The organism is Falsiroseomonas sp. HW251 (assembly GCF_050563545.1).
Lineage (GTDB): Bacteria > Pseudomonadota > Alphaproteobacteria > Acetobacterales > Acetobacteraceae > Falsiroseomonas.
Genome location: NZ_JBNXUM010000010.1, coordinates 59273 through 85353, shown reverse-complemented (window position 1 = coordinate 85353; position 26081 = coordinate 59273). Strand labels below are relative to the sequence as shown.

At 70.4% G+C, this 26081-nt stretch carries 20 protein-coding genes; 7 read left to right on the top strand and 13 right to left on the bottom strand.

Annotation, left to right across the window (positions count from 1 at the left end):
- Positions 1-3 precede the first annotated feature (3 nt).
- Positions 4-1815 (top strand): SLC13 family permease, encoded by a 1812-nt coding sequence (locus tag ACLF3M_RS13910; RefSeq protein WP_430657537.1) that lies wholly within the window; start codon positions 4-6, stop codon positions 1813-1815.
- A 99-nt stretch (positions 1816-1914) separates the two neighbouring features.
- Here the strand turns inward: ACLF3M_RS13910 and ACLF3M_RS13905 are convergent, their stop codons facing one another.
- A complete protein-coding gene (locus tag ACLF3M_RS13905) occupies positions 1915-4956 on the bottom strand; it encodes an efflux RND transporter permease subunit (RefSeq protein ID WP_430657536.1) in 3042 nt (1013 codons plus the stop codon).
- Complete coding sequence (locus ACLF3M_RS13900) at positions 4953-6041, bottom strand: efflux RND transporter periplasmic adaptor subunit (protein WP_430657535.1); 1089 nt, start codon at positions 6039-6041, stop codon at positions 4953-4955. The genes ACLF3M_RS13905 and ACLF3M_RS13900 overlap by 4 nt, the downstream gene beginning before the upstream one ends.
- Before the next feature lie 92 nt (positions 6042-6133).
- On the opposite strand from ACLF3M_RS13900, the gene ACLF3M_RS13895 reads away from it, so the two are divergent.
- Positions 6134-7159, top strand: a complete 1026-nt coding sequence (locus ACLF3M_RS13895) for an AI-2E family transporter (RefSeq protein WP_430657534.1) — start codon at positions 6134-6136, stop codon at positions 7157-7159.
- Positions 7160-7162: 3 nt separating this feature from the next.
- Here ACLF3M_RS13895 and ACLF3M_RS13890 read toward each other — a convergent pair whose 3' ends face one another.
- The 4 genes from ACLF3M_RS13890 to ACLF3M_RS13875 all read right to left on the bottom strand — a co-directional run bounded on the left by ACLF3M_RS13890 (position 7163) and on the right by ACLF3M_RS13875 (position 11169).
- Entirely contained in the window at positions 7163-8617 is a 1455-nt protein-coding gene (locus tag ACLF3M_RS13890; protein ID WP_430657533.1) for a GntP family permease, read from the bottom strand.
- 1 nt (position 8618) lies between these two features.
- On the bottom strand, positions 8619-9638 hold the full coding sequence (locus tag ACLF3M_RS13885) for a patatin-like phospholipase family protein (RefSeq protein ID WP_430657532.1): 1020 nt from the start codon (positions 9636-9638) through the stop codon (positions 8619-8621).
- Entirely contained in the window at positions 9635-10204 is a 570-nt protein-coding gene (locus ACLF3M_RS13880; RefSeq protein WP_430657531.1) for a hypothetical protein, read from the bottom strand. The genes ACLF3M_RS13885 and ACLF3M_RS13880 overlap by 4 nt, the downstream gene beginning before the upstream one ends.
- 134 nt (positions 10205-10338) lie before the next feature.
- The gene (locus ACLF3M_RS13875; RefSeq protein ID WP_430657530.1) at positions 10339-11169 is read right to left on the bottom strand and encodes a 3-keto-5-aminohexanoate cleavage protein; all 831 of its coding nucleotides are present in this window, start codon (positions 11167-11169) and stop codon (positions 10339-10341) included.
- Positions 11170-11269: 100 nt separating this feature from the next.
- Here ACLF3M_RS13875 and ACLF3M_RS13870 point away from each other — a divergent pair, with 100 nt between their 5' ends.
- Together ACLF3M_RS13870 and ACLF3M_RS13865 are read left to right on the top strand one after the other, a co-directional pair.
- Positions 11270-13450 carry a carboxypeptidase-like regulatory domain-containing protein gene (locus ACLF3M_RS13870; protein ID WP_430657529.1) on the top strand — a complete coding sequence of 727 codons (2181 nt, stop codon included), beginning with the start codon at positions 11270-11272 and terminating at the stop codon, positions 13448-13450.
- A 62-nt stretch (positions 13451-13512) separates the two neighbouring features.
- Entirely contained in the window at positions 13513-14481 is a 969-nt protein-coding gene (locus ACLF3M_RS13865) for a tripartite tricarboxylate transporter substrate-binding protein (RefSeq protein WP_430657528.1), read from the top strand.
- Here the strand turns inward: ACLF3M_RS13865 and ACLF3M_RS13860 are convergent, their stop codons facing one another.
- Genes ACLF3M_RS13860 through ACLF3M_RS13850 form a run of 3 tightly spaced genes read right to left on the bottom strand, consistent with a single transcriptional unit; the run spans position 14482 to position 19210 of the window.
- On the bottom strand, positions 14482-15537 hold the full coding sequence (locus ACLF3M_RS13860; protein WP_430657527.1) for a 2-oxoacid:ferredoxin oxidoreductase subunit beta: 1056 nt from the start codon (positions 15535-15537) through the stop codon (positions 14482-14484).
- Positions 15534-17378 carry a 2-oxoacid:acceptor oxidoreductase subunit alpha gene (locus tag ACLF3M_RS13855; RefSeq protein ID WP_430657526.1) on the bottom strand — a complete coding sequence of 615 codons (1845 nt, stop codon included), beginning with the start codon at positions 17376-17378 and terminating at the stop codon, positions 15534-15536. Before ACLF3M_RS13855 ends, ACLF3M_RS13860 begins: the two co-directional genes overlap by 4 nt.
- An 8-nt stretch (positions 17379-17386) precedes the next feature.
- Positions 17387-19210 carry an FAD-dependent oxidoreductase gene (locus tag ACLF3M_RS13850; protein WP_430657525.1) on the bottom strand — a complete coding sequence of 608 codons (1824 nt, stop codon included), beginning with the start codon at positions 19208-19210 and terminating at the stop codon, positions 17387-17389.
- A 305-nt stretch (positions 19211-19515) separates the two neighbouring features.
- Here ACLF3M_RS13850 and ACLF3M_RS13845 point away from each other — a divergent pair, with 305 nt between their 5' ends.
- Genes ACLF3M_RS13845 through ACLF3M_RS13835 form a run of 3 tightly spaced genes read left to right on the top strand, consistent with a single transcriptional unit; the run spans position 19516 to position 23121 of the window.
- Positions 19516-19692: a hypothetical protein gene (locus ACLF3M_RS13845; RefSeq protein WP_430657524.1), complete on the top strand. Its 177-nt coding sequence runs from the start codon at positions 19516-19518 to the stop codon at positions 19690-19692.
- A gap of 58 nt (positions 19693-19750) precedes the next feature.
- Positions 19751-21535 (top strand): prolyl oligopeptidase family serine peptidase, encoded by a 1785-nt coding sequence (locus ACLF3M_RS13840; protein WP_430657523.1) that lies wholly within the window; start codon positions 19751-19753, stop codon positions 21533-21535.
- A 17-nt stretch (positions 21536-21552) separates the two neighbouring features.
- Positions 21553-23121 carry an ABC transporter substrate-binding protein gene (locus ACLF3M_RS13835; RefSeq protein ID WP_430657522.1) on the top strand — a complete coding sequence of 523 codons (1569 nt, stop codon included), beginning with the start codon at positions 21553-21555 and terminating at the stop codon, positions 23119-23121.
- On the opposite strand, the gene ACLF3M_RS13830 is transcribed toward ACLF3M_RS13835, so the two are convergent.
- Genes ACLF3M_RS13830 through queG form a run of 4 tightly spaced genes read right to left on the bottom strand, consistent with a single transcriptional unit; the run spans position 23118 to position 26066 of the window.
- A complete protein-coding gene (locus tag ACLF3M_RS13830; protein ID WP_430657521.1) occupies positions 23118-23777 on the bottom strand; it encodes a type 1 glutamine amidotransferase in 660 nt (219 codons plus the stop codon). The two genes, ACLF3M_RS13835 and ACLF3M_RS13830, sit on opposite strands and share 4 nt — an antisense overlap.
- A complete protein-coding gene (locus ACLF3M_RS13825) occupies positions 23774-24322 on the bottom strand; it encodes a VUT family protein (protein WP_430657520.1) in 549 nt (182 codons plus the stop codon). Before ACLF3M_RS13825 ends, ACLF3M_RS13830 begins: the two co-directional genes overlap by 4 nt.
- Entirely contained in the window at positions 24319-25014 is a 696-nt protein-coding gene (gene queC, locus ACLF3M_RS13820; protein WP_430657519.1) for a 7-cyano-7-deazaguanine synthase QueC, read from the bottom strand. Before queC ends, ACLF3M_RS13825 begins: the two co-directional genes overlap by 4 nt.
- Positions 25011-26066, bottom strand: coding sequence for a tRNA epoxyqueuosine(34) reductase QueG (queG, locus tag ACLF3M_RS13815; RefSeq protein ID WP_430657666.1), 1056 nt, complete (start codon positions 26064-26066; stop codon positions 25011-25013). The genes queC and queG overlap by 4 nt, the downstream gene beginning before the upstream one ends.
- Positions 26067-26081: the final 15 nt, after the last annotated feature.

Sequence of the window (26081 nt, the reverse complement as noted above, 5' to 3'; positions counted from 1 at the left end):
CACATGAGCCCGATCGCGATCATCGGGGCGACCATCGCCGCCGCCGTCGTCCTGTTCGTCTGGAACCGCCTGCCGGTGGTGCTGGTCGCGATGGGCGTGGGCCTGTCGCTCTGGGCGACGGGGATCCTGACGCTGGGCCAGGCGCTGGCCGGCTTCGGAGACCCCGCGGTGGTGTTCATTGCCGCGCTTTTCGTCATCAGCGCGGCGCTGGACCGCACGGGCGTGACGGCCTGGGCGGGGCAGATGCTGATCAAGGGCGCGGGCGAGGACAGCCGCACGCGCCTGCTGGTGCTGAACGGGCTGCTGGTCGCGGGGCTGACGGCGCTGATCTCCGTCAACGGCGCAGTAGCGGCGCTGCTGCCGGTTGTCGTCGTGATGGCGGTGCGGCTGCGGCGTAACCCCTCGCAGCTGCTGATGCCGCTGGTCTTCTCGGCCCATGCGGGGTCGCTGCTGGCGCTCACGGGCACGCCGGTGAACGTGCTGGTCGCGGAGGCCGCCGCGGATGTCGGGGCGGGTGGCTTCGGCTTCTTCTCCTTCGCGCTGGCCGGCGTGCCGCTGCTGGTCGGCACGCTCGTCATCGTCGTGCTGTTCGGCCAGCGATTGCTGCCGGAACGCGGCGGGCCTTCCATGCCCTCCGACTTCTCCCGCCATGCGCGCACGCTGGTGGAGCAGTACGGGCTGGCGAGCGGCACCTTCCGCATGCGGATCCGCGCGTCCTCCGCGCTGATCGGCCAGCCGCCCGCCGCGCTCGATCTGCCGCGCTACGGCGACCTCCGCCTGGTCGCACTGCAGGACGGCGCGACCGGCGACATCCTGCGGCGCGGAACCCTGGCGGAGGGCGACTTCCTCATCCTCGCCGGCGACGCCGAGGCTGCGGCGGCGATGGCGGAAGAGCAGCACCTGGCCTTCCGGCAGGAGGACCCTGCCGGCGAGGTCACCGAGACCCTGTTCAACCGGAACTCCGGCCTTGCCGAGGTCATGATCCCGCCGCGGTCGAAGATGATCGGGCAGGAAGTCTTCGCCGGCATGATCACCGAAAGCGGCGACCTGCAGGTCATCGCGGTGCAGCGCCAGGGCGAGCCGCTGGAAGGCCCCGTCACGCTGGATGCCGGCGACACGCTGCTGCTGCAGGGCACCTGGCAGGCACTGGACGTCCGGCTGAACGACCCCCAGGTGCTCGTCGTGAACGCGCCCGACCTGGTCCGGCGCCAGGCCGTGCCGCTCGGCGTCGGCGCGAAGCCCGCGATCGGCGTGCTGGCGGCTATGGTCTTCCTGCTGGCGACGGGGCTGGTACCGCCGGCTGTCGCCGGGATCGGCGGGGTGTTCGCGCTCGTGCTGCTGGGCGTCATGACCGTGGACCAGTGCTACCGCGCAATAGACTGGACGACGGTGATCCTGGTCGCGGCGATGATGCCGCTTTCGGCCGCGATGGAGAAGACCGGCGCGGCGCGGCTGATGGCTGAATACCTGGTGGCCGCGGTGGGCGAGTCCAGCCCCTACGCCCTGCTCGCCGCCCTCTTCCTGCTCAGCGCCGTGCTGGGGCAGCTCATCAGCAACACGGCGACCGCGCTGATCGTCATCCCGATCGGCGTGGCGGCCGCGGCGGGGCTCGGCGTGTCGCCGCTGCCGGTGCTGATGAGCATCGCGGTGGTCTCGGCCGCCGCGCTGCTGACGCCGATCGCGACGCCGACCAACCTGATGGTGATGCGGCCCGGCGGCTATGCCTTCGGCGACTACTGGAAGCTCGGCCTGCCGATCATGGGCTGGTACTTCGTCGTCGCCGTGTTCCTGGTGCCAATGGTGTGGCCGTTCTGAGTGGGAGGCACGGAGCCAGCTTCCACCAGCATTCCCTGGCCCGGCGATTCACGCCCTCGCTCGCCCACCGTCCGTGAGCACACTCTGGCCAATCGCGGGCTACGCCCGCGCCGTCCGCTCCAGCGCCGTGACGTAGATCACGGGCAGCACCACCAGCGTCAGCAGCGTCGCGACCAGCAGCCCGCCCATGATGGCGAAGGCCATCGGGCCCCAGAACACCGTGGGCGCGATCGGGATCAGGCCCAGCACCGTGGACAGCGCGGTCAGCAGCATCGGCCTGAGGCGCGAGGTAGCGGCCGCCATCACGGCGTCGCGCAGCGCGAGGCCGCCCGCGCGGTCCTCCTCGATCTGCACGAGCAGGATCACCGCGTTCTTCGCGATCATGCCGAGAAGCGCGAGGATGCCGAGGATCGCGACGAAGCCGAGCGGCCTTCCGAAGAGCAGCAGCGACAGCACCACGCCGATGATGCCGAGCGGCAGGATGGCCACGACCATGCCAAGCCGCGCGAAGCTCTGCAGCTGGAACATCAGCACCGTCAGCATAATCACGATCATCGCGGGCACCACCGCGATGACGGAGCCGCGGCTCTCGGCGCTCTCCTCCGCGATGCCGGCGAGCTGGATCTCGTAGCCCCGCGGCAGTCCGGCGCGGAGCTCGGCAATCCGCGGCTCGACCCGCGCGACGACCTCGTCGGGCAGCCTGCCGGGCTGGACATCGGCGAGCACCGTCAGCGTTGGCACGCGGTCGCGCCGCCAGATGATCGGGTATTCCTGGCCGTAGTCGAAGGTCACGAACTGGCTGAGCGCCACGGTGCGCCCGCCCGGGATCGGCACCTGGATCGAGCGCAGCGTGTCGAGCGACAGGCGCTCGTTCGCATTCGCGCGCGCCACGACGTTGACGAGGTAGATGTCGTCGCGGACCTGGGTCACGACCGACCCCGTCACCGCCGCGTTCAGCACGGCGGAGACGGCGGCCGAGCTCAGGCCGAGCTGGCGCGCCTGTTCCTGGTCCACCACGACGCGCAGCTGGCGCGACGGCTCGAACCAGTCGAAGGCGACCTGGCTGACGCCGGGCGCGGCCAGCACGTTCGCGACCTGCTGCGCGATGCTCCGCAGCTGCTCGACGTCCGGACCGACAACGCGGTACTGCACGGGCCAGCCCACGGGCGGCCCGAGCTCGAGCGGGGACACGCGGGCGACGGCGCCGGGGAAATCCTCGGCCAGCAGCTTCTCGATCCGGGGCTGCAGGCGCAGCCGCGCCGGCAGGTCCTTCGCTACGATGACGGTCTGGGTGAAGAAGGGGTTGGGCAGCTGCGCGTTCAGCGGCAGGTAGAAGCGGATCGCGCCGCGCCCGACATAGGTGGACCAGTGTGCGACGTCAGGGTCGCGCGCCAGCGCCGCGTCCAGCCGCTCCGCCACCGATTGGGTCGCGAAGATCGACGCGTTCTGCGGCAGCGTCACGTCCACCAGCAGCTCCGTCCGGTCAGAGGAGGGGAAGAACTGCTGCGGCACAAAGCGGATCGCGTAGACCGCGACGACGAAGGCAACGAGCGTCGCGGCGATGGTCATCCAGCGGAAGCGCATGGCGAAGGTGAGGAAGCCCGCATAGCCCCGCAGGATCGCGCCCTGCTTCGGCGGGCCGGCCTCGGCGCCCTTCGGCGCTTTCAGGATGGCCTTGCCCAGCAGCGGCGCGAACAGCACGGCGACGAACCAGGACACCACCAGCGCGATGCCGACGACGGCGAAGATGGAGAAGGTGTATTCGCCGGCCGAGCTCGCGGCGAAGCCGATGGGCACGAAGCCCGCGATGGTCACCAGCGTGCCCGTCAGCATGGGCGCAGCCAGCGTGCGATAGGCGAAGGTCGCGGCGCCGTCCTTGCTGTCGCCGGCGGCCAGCCGCCGAATCATCGCGTCGATCGTCGTCATCGCATCGTCCACCATCAGGGTGAGCGCGATGATCAGGGCGCCGAGCGAGATGCGCTGCAGGTCGATCGAGGCGGCCATCATCAGGGGGAAGACGATGGCGAGCGTCAGCGGGATCGACAGCGCCACCACCGCGCCGGCCCGGAAGCCGAGCGCGATGAAGCTGACGATCATGATGATCACGATCGCCTGCCACAGGCTTTCCGTGAACTCGCCGATCGCGGTGTCCACGATGCCTGCCTGGTCGGCGACGAGGAAGGGCTCGATGCCGATCGGCAGGCCCGCGGTGATGGTTGCCATCTCCCGCCGCAGATTGGCGCCGAGCGCCAGGATGTCGCCGCCGTCCCGCATGGCGACCGCGAGCCCGATCGCGGGCTGGCCGTTGACGCGGAACATCGGCTGCGGCGGGTCGGCGAAGCCGCGGCGGACGTCCGCGATGTCGGTCAGGCGCACCAGCCGGTCGCCCGCGACGAAGGTCACGGCGGCGATCTCGGCTTCGTTCTGGAAGGCACCGGAGACCCGGATCGCCAGTCGCTCGTCGCCGGTCTGCACCAGGCCAGAGGGCCGCACCACGTTCTGCGCCTGCAGCGCGTTGACCAGGGCGGTGTAGTTCAGGCCGAGGCCGGCCAGGCGTTCCAGCGAGAACTCGATGAAGATCACCTCGTCCTGCGCGCCCAGGATCTCGACCTTCGTCACGTCGGGCACGCGCAGCAGGCGGGACCGCGCGGCTTCCACCTGGTCGCGCAGCTCGCGCTGGGTGAAGCCGTCCGCGGTGAAGCCGAAGATGGTGCCGAAGGTATCGCCGAAATCGTCGTTGAACCCAGGCCCGATCACGCCCTGCGGCAGGGTCCCGCGCATGTCGCCGATGCGCTTGCGGACCTCGTACCAGATGTCGGGCACGCGCCGCGGCGGCGTCGAGCCCTTGAGGTCCACGAAGATCGTGGTCTGGCCGGCGATGGTGTAGCTGCGCAGCGTGTCGACCTGCGGCGTCTCCTGCAGGGTGCGCTCCAGCCGCTCCGTCACCTGCTGCAGCGTCTCCTCGATGGTCGCACCCGGCCAAGCCGCGGAGACGACCATGGTGCGGAAGGTGAAGGCAGGGTCCTCGTTCCGGCCGAGCTTCAGGAACACCAGGCCGCCGGCGATCACGGCGACCAGCATGAAGTAGATGACGAGCTGCGGCCGACGGATCGACCACTCCGAGAGGTTGGGACCGATCACGGTGCCGCCCCGAGCAGCCGCACCTTCTGCCCCTGGCGCAGCGCCTGGACGCCGGCCGTCACGACGACATCGCCGGCCGAGAGCCCTGAGGCCAGCACGACGCGCGCGGGATCGTGGCGGAGCACCTCGACCGGGCGCAGCGCCACTGTCTGCGCACGCGGATCGACCACCCAGACGGCGGGCTGGCTGTCCTTGCGGGTCAGCGCGCTGGCCGGGACGGAGATCGAGGCGCTGCTGTCCAGCGTCATGCGGCCGGTCACAGTGGAGCCGAGCCGCAGCGCCGGCGGCGGGTTCTCCAGCCCGATGCGCGCGCGGAACGTGCCGGTGACGGGATCGGCGCTTGGCGAGACCTCCCGCACTCGGCCCTGGGCACGGACGCTGGGGTCGAGCGTCAGCGCCACCTCGATCACGGCGTTCGCCGGTGCTTGGTCCTTCACTACGGGCGGCACGTCGAAGACGGCGTCCACGCCGCCCTCCCGCGCGATGCGGACGATCATGCGGCCCGGCGCCACGACCTCCCCGGGCTCGGCGCCGCGGGCGGTGACGGTGCCGGACGCGTCGGCGAGCAGCTCGGTATAGCCCAGCCGGTTCTCCGCAATGCCGAGCTGGGCGGTCGCGGCGTCCACGGCGCTCCGCGCGGTCTGGAGCTGCTGCACCGCCTGGTCGTAGCGCTGGCGCGTCCCGAAGCCGCTGCGCAGCAGATCGCGCGCGCGGATGTAGTTGGCCTCGACTTCGGCCAGCTGCGCCTCGGCCGCGGTCAGGGCGGCGCGGGCGGCGCGGAGGTTGTTCTCCTCGTTGCTGCGGTCCAGCCGCGCGACGACCTGGCCGGGGCGCACCCGGTCGCCGACATTCACCAGGCGCTCCGTCATCCGGCCGTCGATGCGGAAGCCGAGATTCACCTCGGTCTCGGGCTGGACCGTGCCGGTCAGGCTGACGACGTCGCCGCCGCGCCGCGGCTCGACGGTCGTCACGCGGACGGGCCGGGGGTCAGGGGTGGGGGGCGGGGCGGCGTCGCCGCAGGCCGCGAGCAGCGGCAGCATGACGAAGGCGAGCCGTCGGGCCCCGCGGTGTGCTCCGCGTGTCATCGTGGGTCCCCCATGGGGCGTTGTTCGTTCCGGGCCTTGCGCGCCGCCCCGGGCTGACCGTAGCTGGGGCGGGACGCGAAGGCGAGGCAAGGATGCAGGGCGCTTCCGTGCGCTGGATGCTGGGACTGTGCACGGCGATCCTCGTCGCCGCGGCGCTGTCGGCGGCGCAGCCGGTCCTGGCGCCGGTGGTATTCGCGATCTTCACCATCGCCCTGGTCTGGCCGGTGCAGGTGACGCTGCAGCGGCGCATTCCGAAGCTGGTGGCGCTGCTGGCGACCACGGCGCTGGCGCTGGGGGCGCTGGCGGTCCTCGCGCTCGTCATACTCTGGGCTTTCGGCAGCGTCGGCACCTGGATCGTGGCCAACGCGGCGGAGCTGACGCTGCTCTACCAGCAGAAGGTCGCCTGGCTGGAGGCGCGCGGCATCCCGGTGGCCGGCGTGATCGGCACCTTCGACCCGCGGCGCGCCGTCGGCATCGCGCAGCGCGTGCTGGCGCAGCTGCAGGGGACGCTGACCTTCCTGCTGCTGACCCTGGTCTTCGTCGCGCTCGGCCTGGCGGAGGTGGATGTGGCGCGCCGCCAGCTGGAACGCCGGGGCGAGGGCGTGCCGGCCGCCCTGTTGCGCGCGGCGAGGCGCAGTGCCGGCAAGTTCCGAACCTACATGATGGTCCGCACGATCATGTCCATGCTGACCGGCCTTGTGGTCTGGGCCTTCGCCAAAGTCATCGGGCTCGAGCTTGCGGCGGAATGGGGCGCGATCGCGCTGGTGCTGAACTACATCCCCTTTATCGGCCCGCTGGTCGCGACGCTGTTCCCGACGACCTTCGCGATCCTGCAGTTCGGGGAATGGCAGGCCGCGCTGACGGTCTTCGTCGTGCTGCAGGTCGTGCAATCCGTGGGCGGCAGCGCGATCGAGCCCTGGCTGACCGGCGCGCGGCTGGCGGTCTCGCCCTTCATGGTGCTGCTCGCGGTGTTCCTGGGCAGCCTGCTCTGGGGCATCCAGGGCGCCTTCATCGGCGTGCCCGTGCTGATCGGCGCGCTGGTGCTGTGCGAGGAATTCCCCGCCAGCCGCTGGGTGGCGGAGCTGCTGTCGGGGCGCGACGGCCCGCTGCCGCGCTAGCATTCAGAAGCTGCCGACCAGGCTGCCGACGGCGATCACCACCACCAGCGCCGCCAGGGAACTGACGATCCCTGTCACGACGATGTCGCCGTAGCTCTCGCGATGCGTGCAGCCACAGACCGCGAGCAGCGTGATGACCGCCCCGTTGTGCGGCAGGATGTCGAGCGTGCCGGCGCCGATGACGGCGATCCGGTGCATCAGCCCGGGGTCGATCCCGCGCTCCGTCGCGATCGCCATGTAGGTCGGTCCCAGCGCGTCCAGCGCGATGGTGAGCCCGCCCGAGGCCGAGCCCGTCAGCGCCGCCAGCACGTTGGTCGCGACGGCCAGCGAGACGAGGGGGCCACCGCCGATGCCGAGCACCCAGTCCCGCACGACCTCGAAGGCCGGCATGGCCGCGACCACGGCGCCGAAGCCGACCAGGCTCGCCACCGAGAAGATCGGCAGTACCGCGGCATTGGCGCCGGCATCCATCGTCGCCTTGATCGAGGGGATGCGGAACCCGTTCAGCGCCAGCAGCGTGGCGATCGCCGCGGCCAGCGCCGTCGCCACCGACCAGACGCCGGCGACCGCGGACAGGGTCGTACCGCCGAAGCGCGCCTCGGCCAGGTAGGACGCGTCAATCCGCGGCAGCACGATGAACGACATCGCCAGGTTCACCAGCACCACTACGACAAGCGGCAGCGCGGCGGCCAGGATCGGGGGCCGGGCGAGGCTTTCCTCGGAATTGTGGATCTCGGCGGGGTCGAAATCGCGGGAGGCGACGGCGCGCTCGCGCACCAGCGGGTCGTCCACGGCGGCGTCGGCCGTCAGCGCCGGCGGATCGCCGAAACCCTCGCCGTGCAGCCGCGCCGCGGCTTCCTGGCGGGCCAGCCACCATAGCCCGATGCCGAGCATGACGGCGGAGGCCAGCACGCCGAGCCCCGGCGCCGCGAAGGGTGTCGTGCCGAAGAAGGGCATCGGGATGGTGTTAGGGATCGCCGGCGTGCCCGGCAGCGCCGACATGGTGAAGGTGGAGGATCCGACCAGGATCGCCGCCGGCATCAGGCGGCGCGGGATGTCAGCGGCGCGGAACAGCGCTGTCGCCATCGGCGCGAGCACGAAATACGCGACGAAAAGGCTGACGCCGCCATAGGTCACGATCGCGCCGGCCAGCACCACCGCCAGCACCGCGCGCTGCGCGCCCAGCTTCTCCGTCATGAAGTCCGCGATGGCCGCGACCGAACCGCTGTCCTCCATCAGCTTGCCGAACAGCGCGCCCAGCAGGAACAGCGGGAAGAACTGCGCGACGAAGCGCGCGCCGCTGCCCATGAAGGTCTGGGTCCAGTGCGCCAGCAGCGGTTCACCCGCGAAGCCCGCCGCGACCAGGGCCGCGGCGGGTGCCAGCAGCAGCACCGACCAGCCGCGATAGGCGAGCCAGACAAGGATCGAGAGGCCGAGAAGGATCCCGAGGAGACCCACGTCAGACACCCTCGATCAGCGCATCGAGGTCGAGCGACGACCGTTTGCCGATGGCGTCGCCGTCCTTCGCCAGGAAGGCCTCCGCGGCCTTGCGGCCCTCATCGCGCAGCATCCGCAGGAAGGCCCATTCGGCGTTCAGCTTGGAGGAGTAGCCGAGGTCCACCATGACCTCGTTGCGCACCATGTGCATGCGCATGTTCGCCCAGCGCGGGCCTTCACCGCCTTTGGGATCTGCGACACGGCGGAGCAGCGCCAGCATCTTGAGTTCCTTCAGCGCGACCGCGTTGAAGGAGATCTCGTTCACCCGGTCCAGGATGTCGCGCGCGGCGCGCGGCGTGCCGGGCCGCTCGATCGGGTTGATCGGCACAAGGATCGTGTCGTCGGAGACGAGCTCGGTGATCAGCGGCACCAGCGTCGGGTTGCCCGCGAATCCGCCATCCCAATAGGGCTCGCCGTCGATCTCGACCGCCGGGAAAAGCTGCGGCAGGCAGGCCGAGGCCAGCAGCGCCTGGGCCGAGATGTCGGCGTTGCGGAAGATGCGCGCGCGGCCGGTGCGGACATTGGTCGCGGTGACGAAGACCTTGACGGGCCCGTTCGCCAGCGCGCCGAAATCGACGCTCTCGGCCAGCACGCGCTCCAGAGGATTGCCGCCGATCGCGGGGATGTCGTAGGGCGAGACGACCCGCGCCATAAGGTCCATCAGCAGGAAGGACGGCGAGTTGTCGAGCGTCCAGCGCCCAAGCATCACGTCGAGCGGCCCGCGCTGGAACGGGCTGAAGGTCGCGGCGCGCGACGTGCGACGCCAGAAATCCTCCATCGCCTGGCGCGCGCCGGCGCGTCCGCCCAGCGCATAGCCGCTCGCCATCACCGCGGCGTTCATCGCGCCGGCGGAGGTGCCGGAGATGCCCTCGAACTCCAGCCATTCCTCTTCCAGCAGGCGGTCAACCACGCCCCAGGTGAAGGCGCCATGCGCGCCGCCCCCCTGCAGGGCGAGGTCCACCAGTACGCGGTCGCGTTTCATGCGCGGGGCTCCGTGGCGCTGGATGCGCGCGATTCAAGGGTGATCCCGGCGTCGGCGATGCGGCGGAACAGGCGCCGGCGCCGCACGATGGGCAGGCGTTCATGAACGAGCATTTCAATCGGCTTCCACATCGCGACCCAGCCCAGGATGACGAAGCTTTCCCGCACGATGCGGGCGAAGCCATAGGCTTCGAGATGGGCGTAGAGCCGCCAGGCGATTGCCAGGCACAGCCCGAAGACGATCAGGCCGAGCAGCGCGGCGCGCCAGGAATCCGCCATGTGGTCGGCCATGGCCTTGTCCTCGGTGCGGACGAGGGCGGCGAAATGCGCCGATATGGCCGGCGCTATGCGCGCGGCTTCGGGCGTCGCGGCCTGCTCGGCGGGCAGGCTGATCACGATGCGCACCGGCGCGCCGCGCGGCAGCATCCGCGTGCGGCGCAGCAGGTAGTCCGCCGCATCCCGGCGCAGCAGGTCGCCGTCGCGGAAGGGGGAAACGGCGCGCGTCTCGATCATCTCCGCGGGATCGGAGAGGTCGATGGCGATGGAGCCGGCCGGCGCCACGCTCATCGGCGCGGCCCGGGCGAGGATGGCGACATGGGCTTCCCCGGGATGATGAGGGCAGCCGTTTGCTGCGCCGCATCATTAGCCCGGAAAACAGCCGCGCGAGGGAGCCTTTCAGTCCCGGGGCTTGGCCCGGCGTCTCACGCGGCGGCGATACCGAGCATCGCCCGCGCCTCGGCCGGACTGGCGGGGCGCCGGCCGTGGCGCGCGACGGTCTCGGCGGCCAGGGACACCAGCTCCGCGTTGCTCGCGGCCAGACGGTCCCTCGATAGGCGGATGTTGTCCTCGAGCCCGGTGCGCACGCCATCCGCCCCACGCGCCAGCGCCCAATCCATCACCCGCGCCTGGTTCGCGCCGATCCCGGCCGCGGTCCAGGTCGCCCTGGGCAGCACGCGCCGCAACTCCGCCAGCAGGATGTCGAGCAGGTGCTCCTCGGCCGGCATCGCGTTCTTCACGCCCATCACGAACTGCACATGCGGGCGGTCGTCCATCAGCCCCGCATCGACCAGGCGCCGCGCGCCATGGATGTGCGAGAGGTCGAAGACCTCGATCTCCGGCCGCACGCCATGCGTCTTCATCCGCGTGGCGAGATCCATGACCAGCGCGGCCGGGTTCTCGTAGACGATGGTCGGGAAGTTGACAGACCCCGTGGAGAGCGAGGCCATGTGCGGCTTGAGGTCGAGCGCGTTGCCCCGGCTGGCGGGGTCGCGGCCGCGGCCGCCGGTGGAGAACTGCACGATCATCCCCGGGCAGTGCTTCATCACGCCCTCCTGCACCTGGGCGAAGAGCGTTGGGTCGGATGACGGGCTCTCGTCGGGATTGCGGACGTGGATGTGCACCAGGGAGGCGCCGGCCTCGAAGGCCTGATGCGTCGATTCTACCTGCTCCGCCGGCGTGACGGGGACGGCGGGGTTGTCCTTCTTCCGGGGGACGGAGCCCGTGATGGCAACGGCGATGACGGCGGGGGTCATTGGGGCGTTCCTTGCGGGGGCGCGACAGCGTGTCAGGACCTTACCAAGAGCGCGCGGCTTGGTGTTAGCCTGAGACCAGACGGGCCGAGGAGACACGGGAATGGGCAAGGGATGGCGCGCGACGCTGCTCGCGACGGGCCTGCTGGCCGCGGCGATGACCGCCGCGCCGGTCCGCGCCCAGGCCCCGGCGGTGCGGATCGGCGCCACCGACATCGGCGGCGTTGTCAGCGGACCGCGCGGGCCTGAAGCCGGGGTATGGGTGATCGCCGAGACCACCGACCTGCCGACCCGCTTCGCCAAGATCGTCGTCACCGACGATCAGGGCCGCTACCTCATCCCCGACCTGCCCGCGGCGTCCTACCGCGTCTGGGCGCGCGGCTACGGGCTGGTGGATGGGCCGCGCGCGGAAGCGCGCCCGGGGCAGAGCCTGGCGCTGACCGCCACACCGGCGCCGACGCCGGCCGCGGCGGCGGAATACTACCCCGGCGTCTACTGGTACTCGATGCTCCGCATCCCCGGCGCCGACCAGTTTCCCGGCACCGGCGACGGTCGCGGCGGCAACGGGATCCCGACCAACCTGCGCAGCCAGGAAGGCTGGATCGACGTCCTCAAGCAGTCCTGCCAGTCCTGCCACGCGCTCGGCGCGCGCAACATCCGCCACCCGAGCCCCGCATTGGGCGAGTTCCCGAACGGCTACGAGCTCTGGATGCGGCGCATCCAGGCGGGCCAGGCGATGAACCAGATGGCAGGCTCCATCGCACGGCTGGGGCCGGAACGCGGCGTGGAGCTTTTTGCGGACTGGACCGACCGCGTCGCCCGCGGCGAGCTGCCAAGCGACCAGCCGCGCCGGCCCGAAGGGTTCGAGCGCAACATGGTCGTTACGCTCTGGGACTGGGCCTCGCCCACGCACTACCAGCATGACGCGGTCTCGGCGGACAAGCGCGACCCGACGCGGCATGCGGCGGATGGCGGCGTCTATGGCTCGCCCGAGGAATCGACGGATCTCGTCCCGGTGCTCGATCCCCGCACCAACCGCACCTGGGACGTCCGGCATCCCTATGCGCATCCCGAGACGCCGACCTCGGCCGAGAACCCGCTGGGCACCTCGCCCTTCTGGGGCGACGAGCCGATCTGGGACAGCCGGACCTCGATCCACAACCCGATGATCGACCATCGCGGCCTGGTCTGGTTCACAGCGCGGATCCGCCCGCCCGGCGAGCAGCCGGCCTGGTGCCGCGACGGCGCGCAGCATCCGTCGGCGCGCGTCGCGCCGATCGCCCAATCCGGGAGGCAGCTATCGGTCTATGATCCGCGCACGCGGCAGTTCGACCTGATCGACACCTGCTTCAGCACGCATCACCTCTATTTCGGCTATGACGACGACCATACCTTGTGGACGAGCTGGGGCGGGGCGGCGGGCAGTGCGATCGGCTGGCTGAACTCGCGGCGCTACCTGGAAACGCGCGACGCCCGCGCATCCCAGGGCTGGGCGCCGATGATCATCGACGTGCCGGGCTGGGGCCGCCGCGGCGAGTACACCGAAGCGAACCAGCCCTTCGATCCCGCGAAGCAGCGGCGCGTGATCGCCGGGATGTATGCGGTGCAGCCGAGCCCGACCGACGGCTCGGTCTGGGGCCAGTCCATGGATGCGGGCTTCGCCGGCGGCACGCAGCCCGGCTACCTCATCCGCTTCATCCCGGGCGCCGATCCCGCCAATACGGGCCTGACCGAGATCTTCCGCCCGCCCGCCGGCGCCTATTCACCGCGCGGCATCGACGTGGACAGCCGCGGCGTGGTGTGGACGACGCTGGCCAGCGGCCACATGGCGAGCTTCGACCGCTCGAAATGCCGCGCGCCGCTGACCGGACCGAATGCCGCGACCGGCGAGCAGTGCTACGAGGGCTGGACCCTGTACCGCTTCCCCGGTCCGCAATTCGATGGCGTGGATCCCCAGGGCAGCGCCGACCATGCCTATTACATCTGGGTGGACCGCTTCAACACGCTCGGCCTCGGAAACGACGTGCCGATCGCCAGCACCAATGGCAGCGAGTCCCTGACCGTGCTGGTGAACGGAAGGCTGCACCAGCTCCGCATCCCCTATCCCCTGGGCTTCTTCACCAAGAACGTGGATGGACGCATCGACGATCCGAATGCGGGCTGGCGGGGCAGGGGGCTCTGGACCACGACCGGCACGCGCGCGCCCTTCCACAGCGAGACCGGCCGCGGCGAACAGCCCCGCGCCTTCCGCATCCAGATGCGGCCGGACCCGCTGGCGAACTGACCACCCGCTTCCTCGGCGCGTCGGATGCTGCGAAGCTGACGCGAACCGCCGGGGAGGGATGCGTGGTTCGTGTGTTGATGATGGCCGTGCTGCTGGCCGTCGGCGTCGCCGGCGGCGCCACGGCGCAGGGCTTTCCCACCCGCCCGGTCAGCATGGTGGTGGGCTTCGCGCCCGGTGGGCCCGCAGACGTGATCGCGCGGCTGATCGCGCCGAGCCTCGGCGCCGATCTCGGCCAGCCCGTGGTGGTGGAGAATGTCGGCGGCGCCGGCGGGTCGATCGGCCAGGCGCGCGTCGCGCAGGCCAGGCCCGATGGGCACACGATCCTGTTCGGCAGCCTGGCGCAGGCGACGATTCCGACGCTGTACCGGCGCCTATCCTTCGACCCGCTGGCGATGGACGCGGTCGGCCTGGTGAACGAGGTGCCGATGGCGATCATCGCGCGCCGCAACTTCCCCGCGACGACGCTGGCGGAGTTGGTCGGCGTCGTGCGGCGGGACGGTCGCGCGCTCAACCTCGGCAATGCCGGGGTCGGATCGACGAGCCATCTCTGCAGCCTGCTGCTGGTGTCGTCGATCGGCACGCCGGTGACGCTGGTGCCCTATCGCGGCAATGCGCTGGTGATGAACGACCTGATGTCGGGGACACTCGACATGGGCTGCGACCAGACCACCAACAACGCCGAGCAGATCAGGGCGGGGTCGATCCGCGCCTATGCCATCACGACCGAGGCGCGGGCGACGGCGCTGCCGGATGTGCCGACGACGGCGGAGGCCGGGCTGCCGGCGATGCGGATGTCGGGCTGGAATATGCTGTTCGCGCCGGCGGGCACGCCGCGGCCGGTGGTGGATCGGCTGAACCGCGCGCTGCTGGCGGCGCTGCGAGACGAGAACGTGTTGCGTCGCATGGGCGACCTCGGCAGCGGTCCCGCGAGCGGGGAGCGCACGACGCCGGACGGCGCGCAGGCCTTCTGGCGGGCGGAGATCACGCGCTGGCGGCCGCTGATCGAGGCGGCCGGCCAGTTCGCGGATTGATCAGCGCAGCGCCGCGTTGACCTTGTCGAGCGCCGCGCTGCCGGGGCAGAGATCGGCGTCGCCGAGCATGTTCAGCGGCCCCGCCATGGTGCCGAGATGCTCGTGCAGGTCGGACGGATCGGGGTCGACGAAGATCAGGCCGGTCACGATCTCGCCCTCGGCCTTGCGTTCCTGCAGGTAGTTCATGGCGGAGACGCGGTCGGTGGGATCGTGGTCCTCGTGCAGCTTGCGCAGGCGCAGCACCGTGCCGTCGTGCTGCGTGACCTCCACCGTGCTGCCCGGGGCGTAATCCGCCTCGATCGCCTCGCGGCCGAGGATGACGTCGAGCCGGTTCACGGCCTCGTTGTGGGCACGCACGAAGTCGAAGCTCTTGGTCGAGCCGTCATGGTTGTTGAAGGCGACGCAGGGGCTGATGCAGTCGATGAAGGCCGCGCCGGGATGCAGCAGCGCCGCCTTGATCAGGGGAACGAGCTGCGTCTTGTCGCCGGAGAAACTGCGGCCGACGAAGGTCGCGCCGAGCTGCAGCGCCATGGCGACCATGTCGATGGGCTCGTCGGTGTTGATCGTGCCCTTCTTGGCCTTCGATCCCTTGTCCGAGGTCGCGGAGAACTGGCCCTTGGTCAGGCCGTACACGCCGTTGTTCTCGACGATGTAGGTCATGTTGACGCCGCGGCGGATGGAATGCCCGAACTGGCCGAAGCCGATCGAGGCGCTGTCGCCGTCGCCGGAGACGCCGAGATAGATGAGGTCCCGGTTCGCGAGGTTCGCACCTGTCAGCACGGACGGCATGCGGCCATGGACGGAATTGAAGCCATGCGCCGCGCCGAGAAAGTAGGTCGGCGTCTTCGACGAGCAGCCGATCCCCGACAGCTTCGCGATGCGGTGCGGCGGGAAATCCAGCTCGAAGCAGGCCTGGATGATAGCGGCGCTGATCGAGTCATGCCCGCATCCCGCGCAGAGCGTGGAGATCGCGCCTTCGTAGTCGCGGCGCGTCAGGCCGAGCTCGTTCGTGGCAAGCAGGGGGTGATGCAGCTTGGGCTTTGGAAGGAAGGTCATTCGGCGGCTCCGGCCCGCACCAGCGGGACTACGTTGAGGCCCGACACGCGGTCGGCGATGGCGGCTCGGATGAAGCGCGCGGTGATCGGCGTGCCGTCATAGTGCAGCACCGGCACGATGCGGCCGGGATCGAGGTTGCCCTCGTTCACCAGCAGCGTGCGCAGCTGTGCGTCGCGGTTCTGCTCGACGAGGAACGCGCGCTCGTGGCGCTTCACGAAATCCACGACGTCGTCGTGGAAGGGGAAGGCGCGCACCCGTAACGCATCCACGTGGATGCCCTCGGCCTCCAGCGCCTCCAGCGCCTCCCGCATCGCGGCGGAGGTCGAGCCGTAGAAGATCACGCCATAGGGCGTCGGCTGCTTCGCGCGAGTCTCGACGGGATGCGGCACCAGTGTCTTCGCGGTGTCGAACTTGCGCAGCAGGCGCTGCATGTTGTCGACATAGGCTGGGCCTTCCTCGGTGTAGCGCGCGAAGCGGTCGCGCGACGTGCCGCGGGTGAAGTAGCTGCCCTTGGTGGGGTGCGTGCCGGGCCAGGTGCGGAAGGGGATGCCATCGCCATCGACGTCGAGGTAGCGGCCAAAGGTCTTGCCGGCCTCGAGCTCTTCGGCGGTCATGACCTTGCCGCGGTCCATCCGGCGGCTGTCGTCCCACTTGAAAGGCTCGCAGAGCCAGTCGTTCATGCCGATGTCGAGATCGAGCATGACGAAGACCGGCGTCTGCAGCCGGTCCGCCAGGTCGAAGGCGTCGGCGCTCATGGTGAAGCACTCATGCGGATCCTGCGGCAGAAGCAGGACATGCTTGGTGTCGCCATGGCTGGCATAGGCCGCCGCCAGCACGTCGGATTGCTGCGTGCGCGTCGGCATGCCGGTGGACGGGCCCGCGCGCTGCACGTCGAAGATCACCGCGGGGATCTCGGCGAAATAGGCCAGCCCCACGAACTCCGACATCAGCGAGATGCCGGGGCCGGAGGTCGCGGTGAAGGCGCGCGCGCCGTTCCAGCCCGCACCGATCACCATGCCGATCGAGGCCAGCTCGTCCTCGGCCTGGACGATCGCGTAGCGCCTGGTGCCGTCGGGGTTCGTGCGGAACTGCTTCGCCCGCCTCTCGAAGGCCTCGGCCAGCGAGGTCGAGGGCGTGATGGGATACCAGGCGCAGACCGTGGCCCCGCCATAGACCGCGCCGAGCGCCGCGGCGCCGTTGCCGTCGGTGAAGATGCGGTCGCCCACGGCGTCCGATTGCTTCAGAGTCAGCCCGATCGGGCACGCCAGGTTCGCCTGCGCCCAGTCGCGCCCCATCTTCAGCGCGTCGAGGTTCGGCTGGATCAGCTTCTCCTTGCCCTTGAACTGCTCGCGGATGAGCTGCGCCGGCGCCTCGGGGTCCATGTCGAGCAGCGCGGACAGCGCGCCGAGATAGATGATGTTCTTGAAGAGCTGGCGCTGCCGCGGGTCGGAATACGCCTCGTTGCACATCGCGGTCAGCGGCACGCCAATCACCGTGACGTCGCTGCGCAGCCGCGACGCCGGCAAGAGGCGCGTGCTGTCGTAGAACAGGTATCCGCCCGGCTCGATCTCCGCGACGTCGCGGTCCCAGGTCTGCGGGTTCATCGCGACCATCAGGTCGACGCCGCCGCGCCGGCCGAGATGCCCGGCGCCGGACACCCGCACCTCGAACCAGGTCGGCAGGCCCTGGATGTTGGAGGGGAAGATGTTGCGCGACGCGATGGGCACGCCCATGCGCAGGATTGACTTGGCGAAGAGCTGGTTGGCGCTCGCGGAACCCGAGCCGTTGACGTTGGCGAACTTCACCACGAAGTCGTTCGTGGCGACGATGGGCGTGGGCATGGAAGCCGTCACTCCGCAGGTGTAGCCAGCGCCGCCGGCCTGGTTTGGGTAGGCCGGCCGCAGGCATGCGGCTTGGCGGTCTCGAGTAGGAACTTCTGCATGTCCCAGGCACCGGTCGGGCAGCGCTCGGCGCAGAGCCCGCAATGCAGGCAGACATCCTCGTCCTTGACCATGACGCGGCCGGTCTTCAGGCCCTCGCCGATGTAAAGCGCCTGATCGAGGTTCTGCGACGGGGCGCGCAGCCTGGTGCGAAGCTCGGCCTCCTCCCCGTCATCGGTAAAGGTGATGCAGTCCACGGGGCAGATGTCGGCGCAGGCGTCGCATTCGATGCAGAGCTTCGGCGCGAAGACCGTCTGCACGTCGCAGTTCAGGCAGCGCTCGGCTTCCTTGAACGCGGTCTCCAGCCTGAAGCCGAGCTCCACCTCCGCCGCGATGTCCTTCAGCGCGAGTTCGGGCGCGCGCTGCGGCACCTTGAAGCGCAGGTCGATGGAGACATCGTTGTCGTAGCTCCACTCATGGATGCCCATCTTCTGGCTGATGAGCGAGGTGTCCGGCGGCGGGCGCACCGCCACGTCCTCGCCGCGGCAGAACAGGTCGATGGACACCGCGGCCTCGTGCCCATGCGCGACGGCCCAGATGATGTTCTTCGGTCCGAACGCCGCGTCGCCGCCGAAGAAGACGTTGGGGATGGTGGATTGGTGCGTCTTCGGGTCGAGCTTCGGCAGTCCCCAGCGGTCGAATTCCAGGCCGATGTCGCGCTCGATCCAGGTGAAGGAATTCTCCTGCCCGATCGCCACCAGCACGTCGTCGCACGGGATCAGCGTGTCGGGTTCGCCGGTCGGGACGAGCTGCCGGCGCCCCTTTTCGTCCTTCCGCGGCTCGACCTTCTCGAACACGACGCCGGTCAGGCGGCCCCCTTCATGCGTGAAGGATTTCGGCACGAGGTAGTTGAGGATCGGGATGCCTTCGTGCATCGCGTCCTCCTTCTCCCACGGGGACGCCTTCATCTCCTCGAAGCCGGACCGGACGACGACGGTCACCTGCTCGCCGCCGAGGCGGCGGGCGGAGCGGCAGCAATCCATCGCGGTATTGCCGCCGCCGAGGACCACCACGCGCTTCCCGATCGACTTGATGTGGCCGAAGGACACCGACGACAGCCACTCGATCCCGATATGGATGTTGGCCACGGCTTCCTGCCGGCCCGGCACGTCGATGTCGCGGCCGCGCGGGGCACCGGTGCCGACGAAGACCGCGTCATAGCCTTCCGCCAGCACGGCCTTCAGGCTGTCCACGCGCTGCTTCAGCCGCGTCGCGACGCCGAGGTTCACGACATAGCCGACCTCCTCGTCGATCACCTCCTCCGGCAGGCGGAAGCGCGGGATCTGGGTGCGGATCATGCCGCCGGCCTTGGCGTTGTCGTCATAGACCACGACGTCGTAGCCCAGCGGCGCCAGGTCGCGCGCGACGGTCAGCGAGGCCGGCCCGCCGCCGATGCAGGCGATGCGCTTGCCGTTGCGTTCGGTCGCGGGCTTGGGCATCCGCGCCGTCACGTCGCCCTTGTGGTCGGCGGAGACGCGCTTGAGGCGGCAGATCGCGACCGGCTCCTCCTCCACCCGGCCGCGGCGGCAGGCGGGCTCGCAGGGGCGGTCGCAGGTGCGGCCGAGGATTCCGGGGAAGACGTTCGACCGCCAGTTCACCATATAGGCGTCGGCGTAGCGGCCCTGGGCGATCATGCGGATGTATTCGGGGACCGGCGTGTGGGCCGGGCAGGCATGCTGGCAGTCCACGACCTGATGAAAATGGTCGGCGGACCGCAGATCCGTCACTTTCACGCACGCACCTCCTCACCTCGGCCGGGCGCCCTTGGGGCGTCCCGCTGGCCGTCGCCGGCACGGAGCCGGGAGGAGGTACCGTCACTGCGCCACTGGCGCCGCCGCAATCCTCCCCAGGATCCAATGCAGTGCGCGACCCCGTTTGTTTGGCGGAGTCGGCCCGGAGGCTTCGTCCGCTGCCCGACACGATGCCGCAGGGAAGGGGGGCTGCCTAGAGGGAGAGGGCCGGGACTGCACGTCATTGTGGCAATCCGCCGCGTGCTGCGCCTAGGATCGCGGCGCCACCATCCCCCAGGGAGGCCACCATGATGGAGCGCCTGTCCTTCGGCCTGGACGAGCTGGTCCGTCGCCGCGCCGCTCTGGCCGAACGTCTTCGCGAGATCGAGATCCGCGGCGACGGCGGCCCCGAGGAGGAACGCGGCCTGCGGATCGAGCTCCGCTCGCTGGATCGGGAGCTCGCGGCGATGGCCGGCGCCGCCTGACCCCCTGGCGGCGCGCGGCGGATCGGGGGAACCTGCGGCAATCCAGCAGGGACCGCCGATGCAGGACCATGTCGCCATCCTCGACCGTTTCCTCTCCGCGCCCGCCGCGACGCTGCCGAGCTTCGCCGGGGATGGGAGGCTGTATTTCCTCTCCGACGCCGCGGGGTCGGCGCAGGTGTGGGAGCTGTCGAAGGACGGGACCGCCCGCGCGCGGACGGCGCATCGCGATGCCGTGTCCTTCGTCGCGGGCAGCCCGACCGACGGCGGCGCGGTGTTCGGGCGCGACGTCGCGGGCGACGAGCGCGTGCAGCTTTACGCCCTCCCGCCGGAAGGCGAGGCTTGCGCGCTGACCGCGGCGCCTTCGGTGATGCATGGATGGGGCGCCTTCGCGCCGGACGGGCGTTCGGTCGCAGTAACGGCGAATGCGCGCGACCCCGCCCATGCCGATCCCTGCATAGTCCCGCTGGATGGCGGGCCCATGCGCCGCCTGCGCGAAGTGCTCGGCCCGCATGAACTGCAGGCCTGGCATCCCGATGGCGGCTCGGTCCTGGTGGGCTCGGCGCCGCGCGCCTTCGAGAGCACGCTGACGCAGGTTTTCGTCGCGACCGGCGAGAGCATTCCCGCGACGCCGGGAGGCGAGGGTTGGCGGCACATGAACGCCCGCTGGCGCAAGGACGGAGCGGGCTTCTGGCTGCTGACGGATCGCGGGCGGGAATATCTCGCCGTCGCCTTCATGGCGCCGGGCGGCGAGCCGCGCCTGCTGCACGCGCCGGACGCCGATGTCGAGAAGCTGGAGGCCTCGCCGGACGGCACGCGCCTGGCCGTGGTGGTCAATCTCGGCGGCTGGTCGCAGCTTCGCCTGCTGGATGCCGAAACGGGCGCGGTGCTGGCGGAGCCCGAGCATCCGCCGGGCGTGATCCAGAAGCTGACCTGGCGACCGGACGGCCGGGCGGTTGCCTTCGACCTGCTGCAGCCCACCAGGCCCGGCACGATCTGGACGGCCGACGCTGCGGGCCATGCCAACCTGCTCTTCGCCGCCGGCGAGGCGCCCGCTGGCGCGCGCACCTGGGAAGAGGACAGCTTCACCGGCCATGACGGCACGGAGATCCCGACCTTCCTGATCCGGCCGGAAGGCGATCCGCCCCCGGACGGGTGGCCCGTGCTGATCTGGGTGCATGGCGGGCCGGAGATGCAGGCTCTGCCGAACTGGCGGCCCGATCTGCAGGCGTTCTGCGCGCTCGGCATCGCGGTGATGGTGCCGAACATCCGGGGCTCCACCGGCTATGGCCGCGCCTATGCATCGCTGGACGATCGCGAGTTGCGAATGGATTCCGTGCGCGACGTCGCCTCCGCCCATGCCTGGCTGTCGGGGCTGCCCGACTTCGACGCGGCGCGCATCGCGGTGATGGGGCAGAGCTATGGCGGCTGGATGGTGCTGATGGCCGTCACGCATTTCCCCGAGCTCTGGGCCGCCGGCGTCGAATACTACGGCATTGCGCGCTGGAAGACCTTCTTCGAGCGCACCGGGCCGTGGCGCATCGCGCATCGCGCGGCGGAATACGGCGATCCCGTGCGGGACGCCGACCTGCTGGAAACCCTCTCGCCGCTGCACAAGGTCGATGCCATCCGCTGCCCGCTTTTCGTCGCGCAGGGACTGACCGACCCCCGCGTGCCGCCGCATGAGAGCGAGCAGATCGTCGCCGCGGTGAAGCGCCAGGGCGTCCCCGTGGACTTCCTCACCTTCCCCGACGAGGGGCACGGCTTCCTCAAGCGCGACAACCGCCGCACCGCCTATCGCGGCGTCATGGCCTTCCTGGCGCGGCATTTGCTCGGCCAGGCGTGACACAAGGGAGAAGTCCGATGCGTCGCAGGACCCTGATCGCCACCGCCGCCACCCTGCCCATGCTGCCGCGGCCGAGCCTAGGGCAGAACGCCAACCGCGTGCTGCGCTTCGTGCCGGAGGGCAACCTCAACAACCCCGATCCCGTCTGGACGACCACGACCGTCGCCCGGAACCACGCGCTGATGATCTGGGACATGCTCTTCGCGCTGGACAGCAGCTACACGCCGCGCCCGCAGATGGTGGAGGCGTGGGAGACCTCGGACGACCGGCTGACGTGGCGCTTCCGCCTCCGCGACGGCCTGGTCTTCCACGACGGCGTGCCCGTGCGCGGCGTGGACTGCATCGCAAGCATCCAGCGCTGGGGCCGCCGCCGGCCGCTCGGCCAGACGCTGCTCGACCGCACGGAAGAGATGTCCTCGCCGGACGACCGCAGCATCGTCATCCGGCTGAAGCGGCCCTATGGGCTGATGCTCGAGACGCTCGGCGACTACTGCTTCGTGATGCCGGAGCGCATCGCACGGACCGACCCCTTCACGCAGATCAACGAGTATGTGGGATCCGGCCCCTACCGGTTTCCGCGGGACCAGTGGGTCTCCGGCTCCCAGGCGGTCTACCTGCGGAACGAGGCGTACCGGCCGCGCACCGAGGCGCCGGACTTCGTCTCGGGCGGCAAGGTCGTGAATTTCGACCGCGTGGAATGGCGCATCATGCCGGACAGCGCGACCGCCGTCGCAGCGCTCGGCAACAACGAGGTGGACTGGATCCAGCAGCCGCAGGCGGACCTGCTGCCGCTGATGCGGCGCAACCGGCAGATCAGGATCGCGGTCAACGACCGCATCGGCGTGACGGGAATGGTCGCGCTCAACCACACGCAGCCGCCCTTCAACAACCAGAAGCTCCGCCAGGCGCTGCTGCCCGCCCTGAACCAGCTGGACTTCGTCACCGCTGCGCTCGGCAGCGAGACGGAGCTCTACCGCGTGCCGGTCGGCACCTTCACCCCTGGCATGCCGATGGCCAATGACGAGGCGTTGGAGATCCTGACCGGCCCGCGCGACCTGGACCGCGCGCGCCGCATGGTCGCGGAAAGCGGCTACGCCAATGAGCGCGTCGTGCTGATGGCGCCGACCGACTATCCCGCGACGCTCGCGATCGCGCAGGTCGCGAACGACCTCTTCAAGAAGCTTGGCCTGAACGTGGACTTCCAGGTCATGGACTGGGGCACGCTCGTGCAACGCCGCACCAGCAAGGAACCGCTGGAGCGCGGCGGCTGGAGCGCCTTCTGCACGACCTACGAAGGCCTGACCGTCGCCGACCCGGCCACGCATATCCCGCTGCGCGGCAACGGCCCGGCGGCCTGGTTCGGCTGGCCGGTCTCGCCGCGGCTCGAGGCGCTTCGCGACCAGTGGCTCGACGCGCCGGACCTCAATGCGCGCAAGGCGATCGCGCGGCAGATGCAGCGCGTCGCCTTCGAGGAGGTGCCCTATCTCCCGACCGGGCAGCTCTTCTACCCCACGGCCTTCAGAACCAACGTAGAGAACATCGTGCCGGCGTCCTTCCCGATCTTCTGGGGCGTGCGGAAAACCTAGTCTTCCGTCGCGCGCCGCAGCAGCCAGGCATAGAGCGCGGCGCGCGCGGCGCTGCGTGCGGGAAAGAGCCGCGCGCTGTCGACGGCGAGCGCGTCCCTGTCGAAGCTCGCGGGCGTCGCGCCACGCGCGGCCCAGTCCTGCAGCAGCGCCGGCGTCGCCTCGGGGTGGAACTGCACGCCGACGGCGCGCGGCAGGGCGAGCGCCTGCACCGTGCCCTCGTCGCGCGCCAGCACCTCGGCCTGCGGCGGGGCGGTGATGACGTCGCCGTGCCAACGCGGCCAGGGTCCGGCGAGGACCGGATCGGCGGCGTGCGCGATGTCGTGCCAGCCGCGGAAGAAGCGCCCATCGGGGTCGCGGCGCGACCCACCCCCAGCGGAATGCGCGATCATCTGCGCGCCGAAGCAGATGCCGATGGTGGGCCGGCGCGCGTTCAGCCGCGCGGCGATCATCGCGCGCTGGCGAGGGATCCAGCGGATGTGCGTGTCGTAGGTGCCGTGCTGGCTGCCGAGCAGCACGACAACCTCGTTGCGCTCCATCGCGGCCTCGTCCAGCGCCTCGCCGGTGGTGATTTCCAGCGGGTGGCCCTGCTCGCGCAGCCAGGTGCCGAAAGCGCCTTCCGGTGCGTGCTCGCTGTTGCGGACCAGCAGGATCTTCACGCGATTCCAAGCCTTTCGTCACGTCGCCGCAGCCAGTGCACGACCGGCAGCGTGGCCAGCACCATCCAGGCCTTGCCGACGATCTGCCCGGCCAGGAAGTCCAGGCTGCCGAAGGCCAGCCACAGAAAGCAGACGCTGTCCACCACCAGGCCGACCGCGCCGCTGGCCGCGACCGCCAGCACCAGGCCGCGCTTCTGCAGCGGCGTGTAGACGCCGAGGTCAGCGAATTCCGACAGCAGGTAGGCGGCGACGGACGCCACCACCAGCGCCGGCGGCGCGAGGAGGGCGGAGATCGCCCCGCCCGCCAAGACCGCGCCGATCGCCGCGAGAAGGCCCAGCCGCCGCTGCACCATGTCGCGCAGCACCAGCGACAGCCCGACCATCAGCACGCCCGACGGCGCCATCAGCCCCGGCGCGACGGGGATCAGGCACGGCCCGCCCGGGACGCAGACCGCGCCGATGTTCCCGATCATCCAATTGGCGGCGGGGATGCAGAGGGCGAAGGCGGCCAGGAAGAACAGCCCCTCGCGCTGGGACGGCGTCACGCGGTCTCTCCGTGAAAGGCGCGCCAGCCGCGCGCGCGGAGGTCGCAGGCCGGGCAGGTGCCGCAGCCCGCGCCCCACTCATGCGGCGTGCGGTCGCCGAGATAGCAGGAATGGGTGCCGCTGCGGATCGCCTCGACCAGCGCCGCGCCCCCGAGCTTTTCCGCCACTTCCCAGGTCGCCTTCTTGTCGCGCCACATCAGCGGGGTGTGCAGGACGAAGCGCCTCTCCATCCCGAGGTTCAGCGCGACCTGGAGCGCCTTGATGGTGTCGTCGCGGCAGTCGGGATAGCCGGAATAGTCGGTCTCGCAGACGCCGGTGACGATGTGACGGAGGCCCCGTCGGAAGGCCAGCGCGGCGGCGAAGGTCAGGAAGAGCAGGTTGCGGCCGGGGACGAAGGTGTTGGGCAGGCCGCCGGTCTCCATCTCGATCGCGACGTCGCGGGTCAGCGAGGTCTCGCTCATCGCGCCCAGCGCGTCGAGCTTGAGGACGTGATCCTCGCCGAGGCTTGGCGACCACGCCGCATTGCCCCGCAGCCAGGCCAGGAACCCCGTGCGGATGTCGAGCTCGATCCGATGGCGCTGGCCGTAGTCGAAGCCGATGGTCTCGACGCGGTCGAAGCGGTCCAGCGCCCAGGCCAGGCAGGTCGCGGAATCCTGCCCACCGGAGAACAGCACGAGCGCGGCGTCCGTCATGCCGGAAGCCTCGCCGCCGCCCAGCGCGCGCACTCCGCGACGACGGGGTCGGGGTCCTCGCACAGCGCCTGCGCGGCGGGGCGCAGCGATGCGTCGGCGCTGTTGCCGATGGCGACGAGGACATTGCGGACGAAGCGGTTGCGACCGATGCGCTTGATCGGGCTGCCGCTGAACAGCGCGCGGAACCCGGCGTCGTCCAGCGCCGCGAAGTCGGCCAGCTTCGGCGCGGTCAGCGCGTCGCGCGGAGCGAAGGCGGGCTCCTCATGCGCGCGGGCGAACTTGTTCCAGGGGCAGACCGCCAGGCAATCGTCGCAGCCATAGATGCGGTTGCCCATCTTCCCACGCAATTCCGGCGGGATCGGCCCGTGGTGCTCGATGGTGAGATAGGAGATGCAGCGCCGCGCATCCAGCCGATAGGGCGCGGGGAAGGCGTCGGTCGGACAGGCCCGCAGGCAGGCGTCGCAGGAGCCGCAATGGTCGGCCTCGGCCTCGTCGGGCGCGAGCTCGAGCGTCGTGAAGACCTCGCCCAGGAACAGCCATGACCCGTGCGCGCGGGAGACCAGGTTGGTGTGCTTGCCCTGCCAGCCCAGGCCGGCCGCCTGCGCCAGCGGCTTCTCCATCACCGGCGCGGTGTCCACGAAAACCTTGAGCCCGGTGCCCTCGAAGCGGTGCGCCATCCATTGTCCCAGCTGCTTCAGCCGCCCCTTCACGACGTCATGGTAGTCGCGGTTGCGGGCATAGACGCTGACGGTAGCGCGGTCGCGCTGCGACAGTGTCGCCAGCGGGTCGGTGTCGGGTCCGTAGTTCAGGCCGAGGCAGATGACGCTGACGGCCTCGGGCCACAGCGCACGGGGATGCGCGCGCTGTTCGGCGCGGCGCTCCATCCATGCCATCGATCCGTGCTGGCCCTCGGCCAGGAAGCGCATGAGCCGCTCGCGCGTCTCCACTGCGAGATGCGCACGGGCGAAGCCGACGGCGTCGAAGCCGAGCTCGAGTGCCTTGGCGCGGATCAGGTCACGGGCGCGGCTCCCGCCCCGGCCCTCCCCCACGATAGCGGGGGAGGGAGA

Excerpts from the sequence above, each read along its gene's own strand:
- queC (WP_430657519.1), bottom strand. The coding sequence starts at position 25,014 with ATGACGGACGCCGCGCTCGTGCTGTTCTCCGGTGGGCAGGATTCCGCG.
- ACLF3M_RS13895 (WP_430657534.1), top strand. The coding sequence starts at position 6,134 with ATGCAGGGCGCTTCCGTGCGCTGGATGCTGGGACTGTGCACGGCGATC.
- ACLF3M_RS13835 (WP_430657522.1), top strand. The coding sequence starts at position 21,553 with ATGCGTCGCAGGACCCTGATCGCCACCGCCGCCACCCTGCCCATGCTG.
- ACLF3M_RS13885 (WP_430657532.1), bottom strand. The coding sequence starts at position 9,638 with ATGAAACGCGACCGCGTACTGGTGGACCTCGCCCTGCAGGGGGGCGGC.
- ACLF3M_RS13900 (WP_430657535.1), bottom strand. The coding sequence starts at position 6,041 with ATGACACGCGGAGCACACCGCGGGGCCCGACGGCTCGCCTTCGTCATG.
- ACLF3M_RS13860 (WP_430657527.1), bottom strand. The coding sequence starts at position 15,537 with ATGACCTTCCTTCCAAAGCCCAAGCTGCATCACCCCCTGCTTGCCACG.
- ACLF3M_RS13845 (WP_430657524.1), top strand. The coding sequence starts at position 19,516 with ATGATGGAGCGCCTGTCCTTCGGCCTGGACGAGCTGGTCCGTCGCCGC.
- ACLF3M_RS13880 (WP_430657531.1), bottom strand. The coding sequence starts at position 10,204 with ATGAGCGTGGCGCCGGCCGGCTCCATCGCCATCGACCTCTCCGATCCC.
- ACLF3M_RS13870 (WP_430657529.1), top strand. The coding sequence starts at position 11,270 with ATGGGCAAGGGATGGCGCGCGACGCTGCTCGCGACGGGCCTGCTGGCC.
- ACLF3M_RS13875 (WP_430657530.1), bottom strand. The coding sequence starts at position 11,169 with ATGACCCCCGCCGTCATCGCCGTTGCCATCACGGGCTCCGTCCCCCGG.
- ACLF3M_RS13910 (WP_430657537.1), top strand. The coding sequence starts at position 4 with ATGAGCCCGATCGCGATCATCGGGGCGACCATCGCCGCCGCCGTCGTC.
- ACLF3M_RS13840 (WP_430657523.1), top strand. The coding sequence starts at position 19,751 with ATGCAGGACCATGTCGCCATCCTCGACCGTTTCCTCTCCGCGCCCGCC.
- ACLF3M_RS13855 (WP_430657526.1), bottom strand. The coding sequence starts at position 17,378 with ATGCCCACGCCCATCGTCGCCACGAACGACTTCGTGGTGAAGTTCGCC.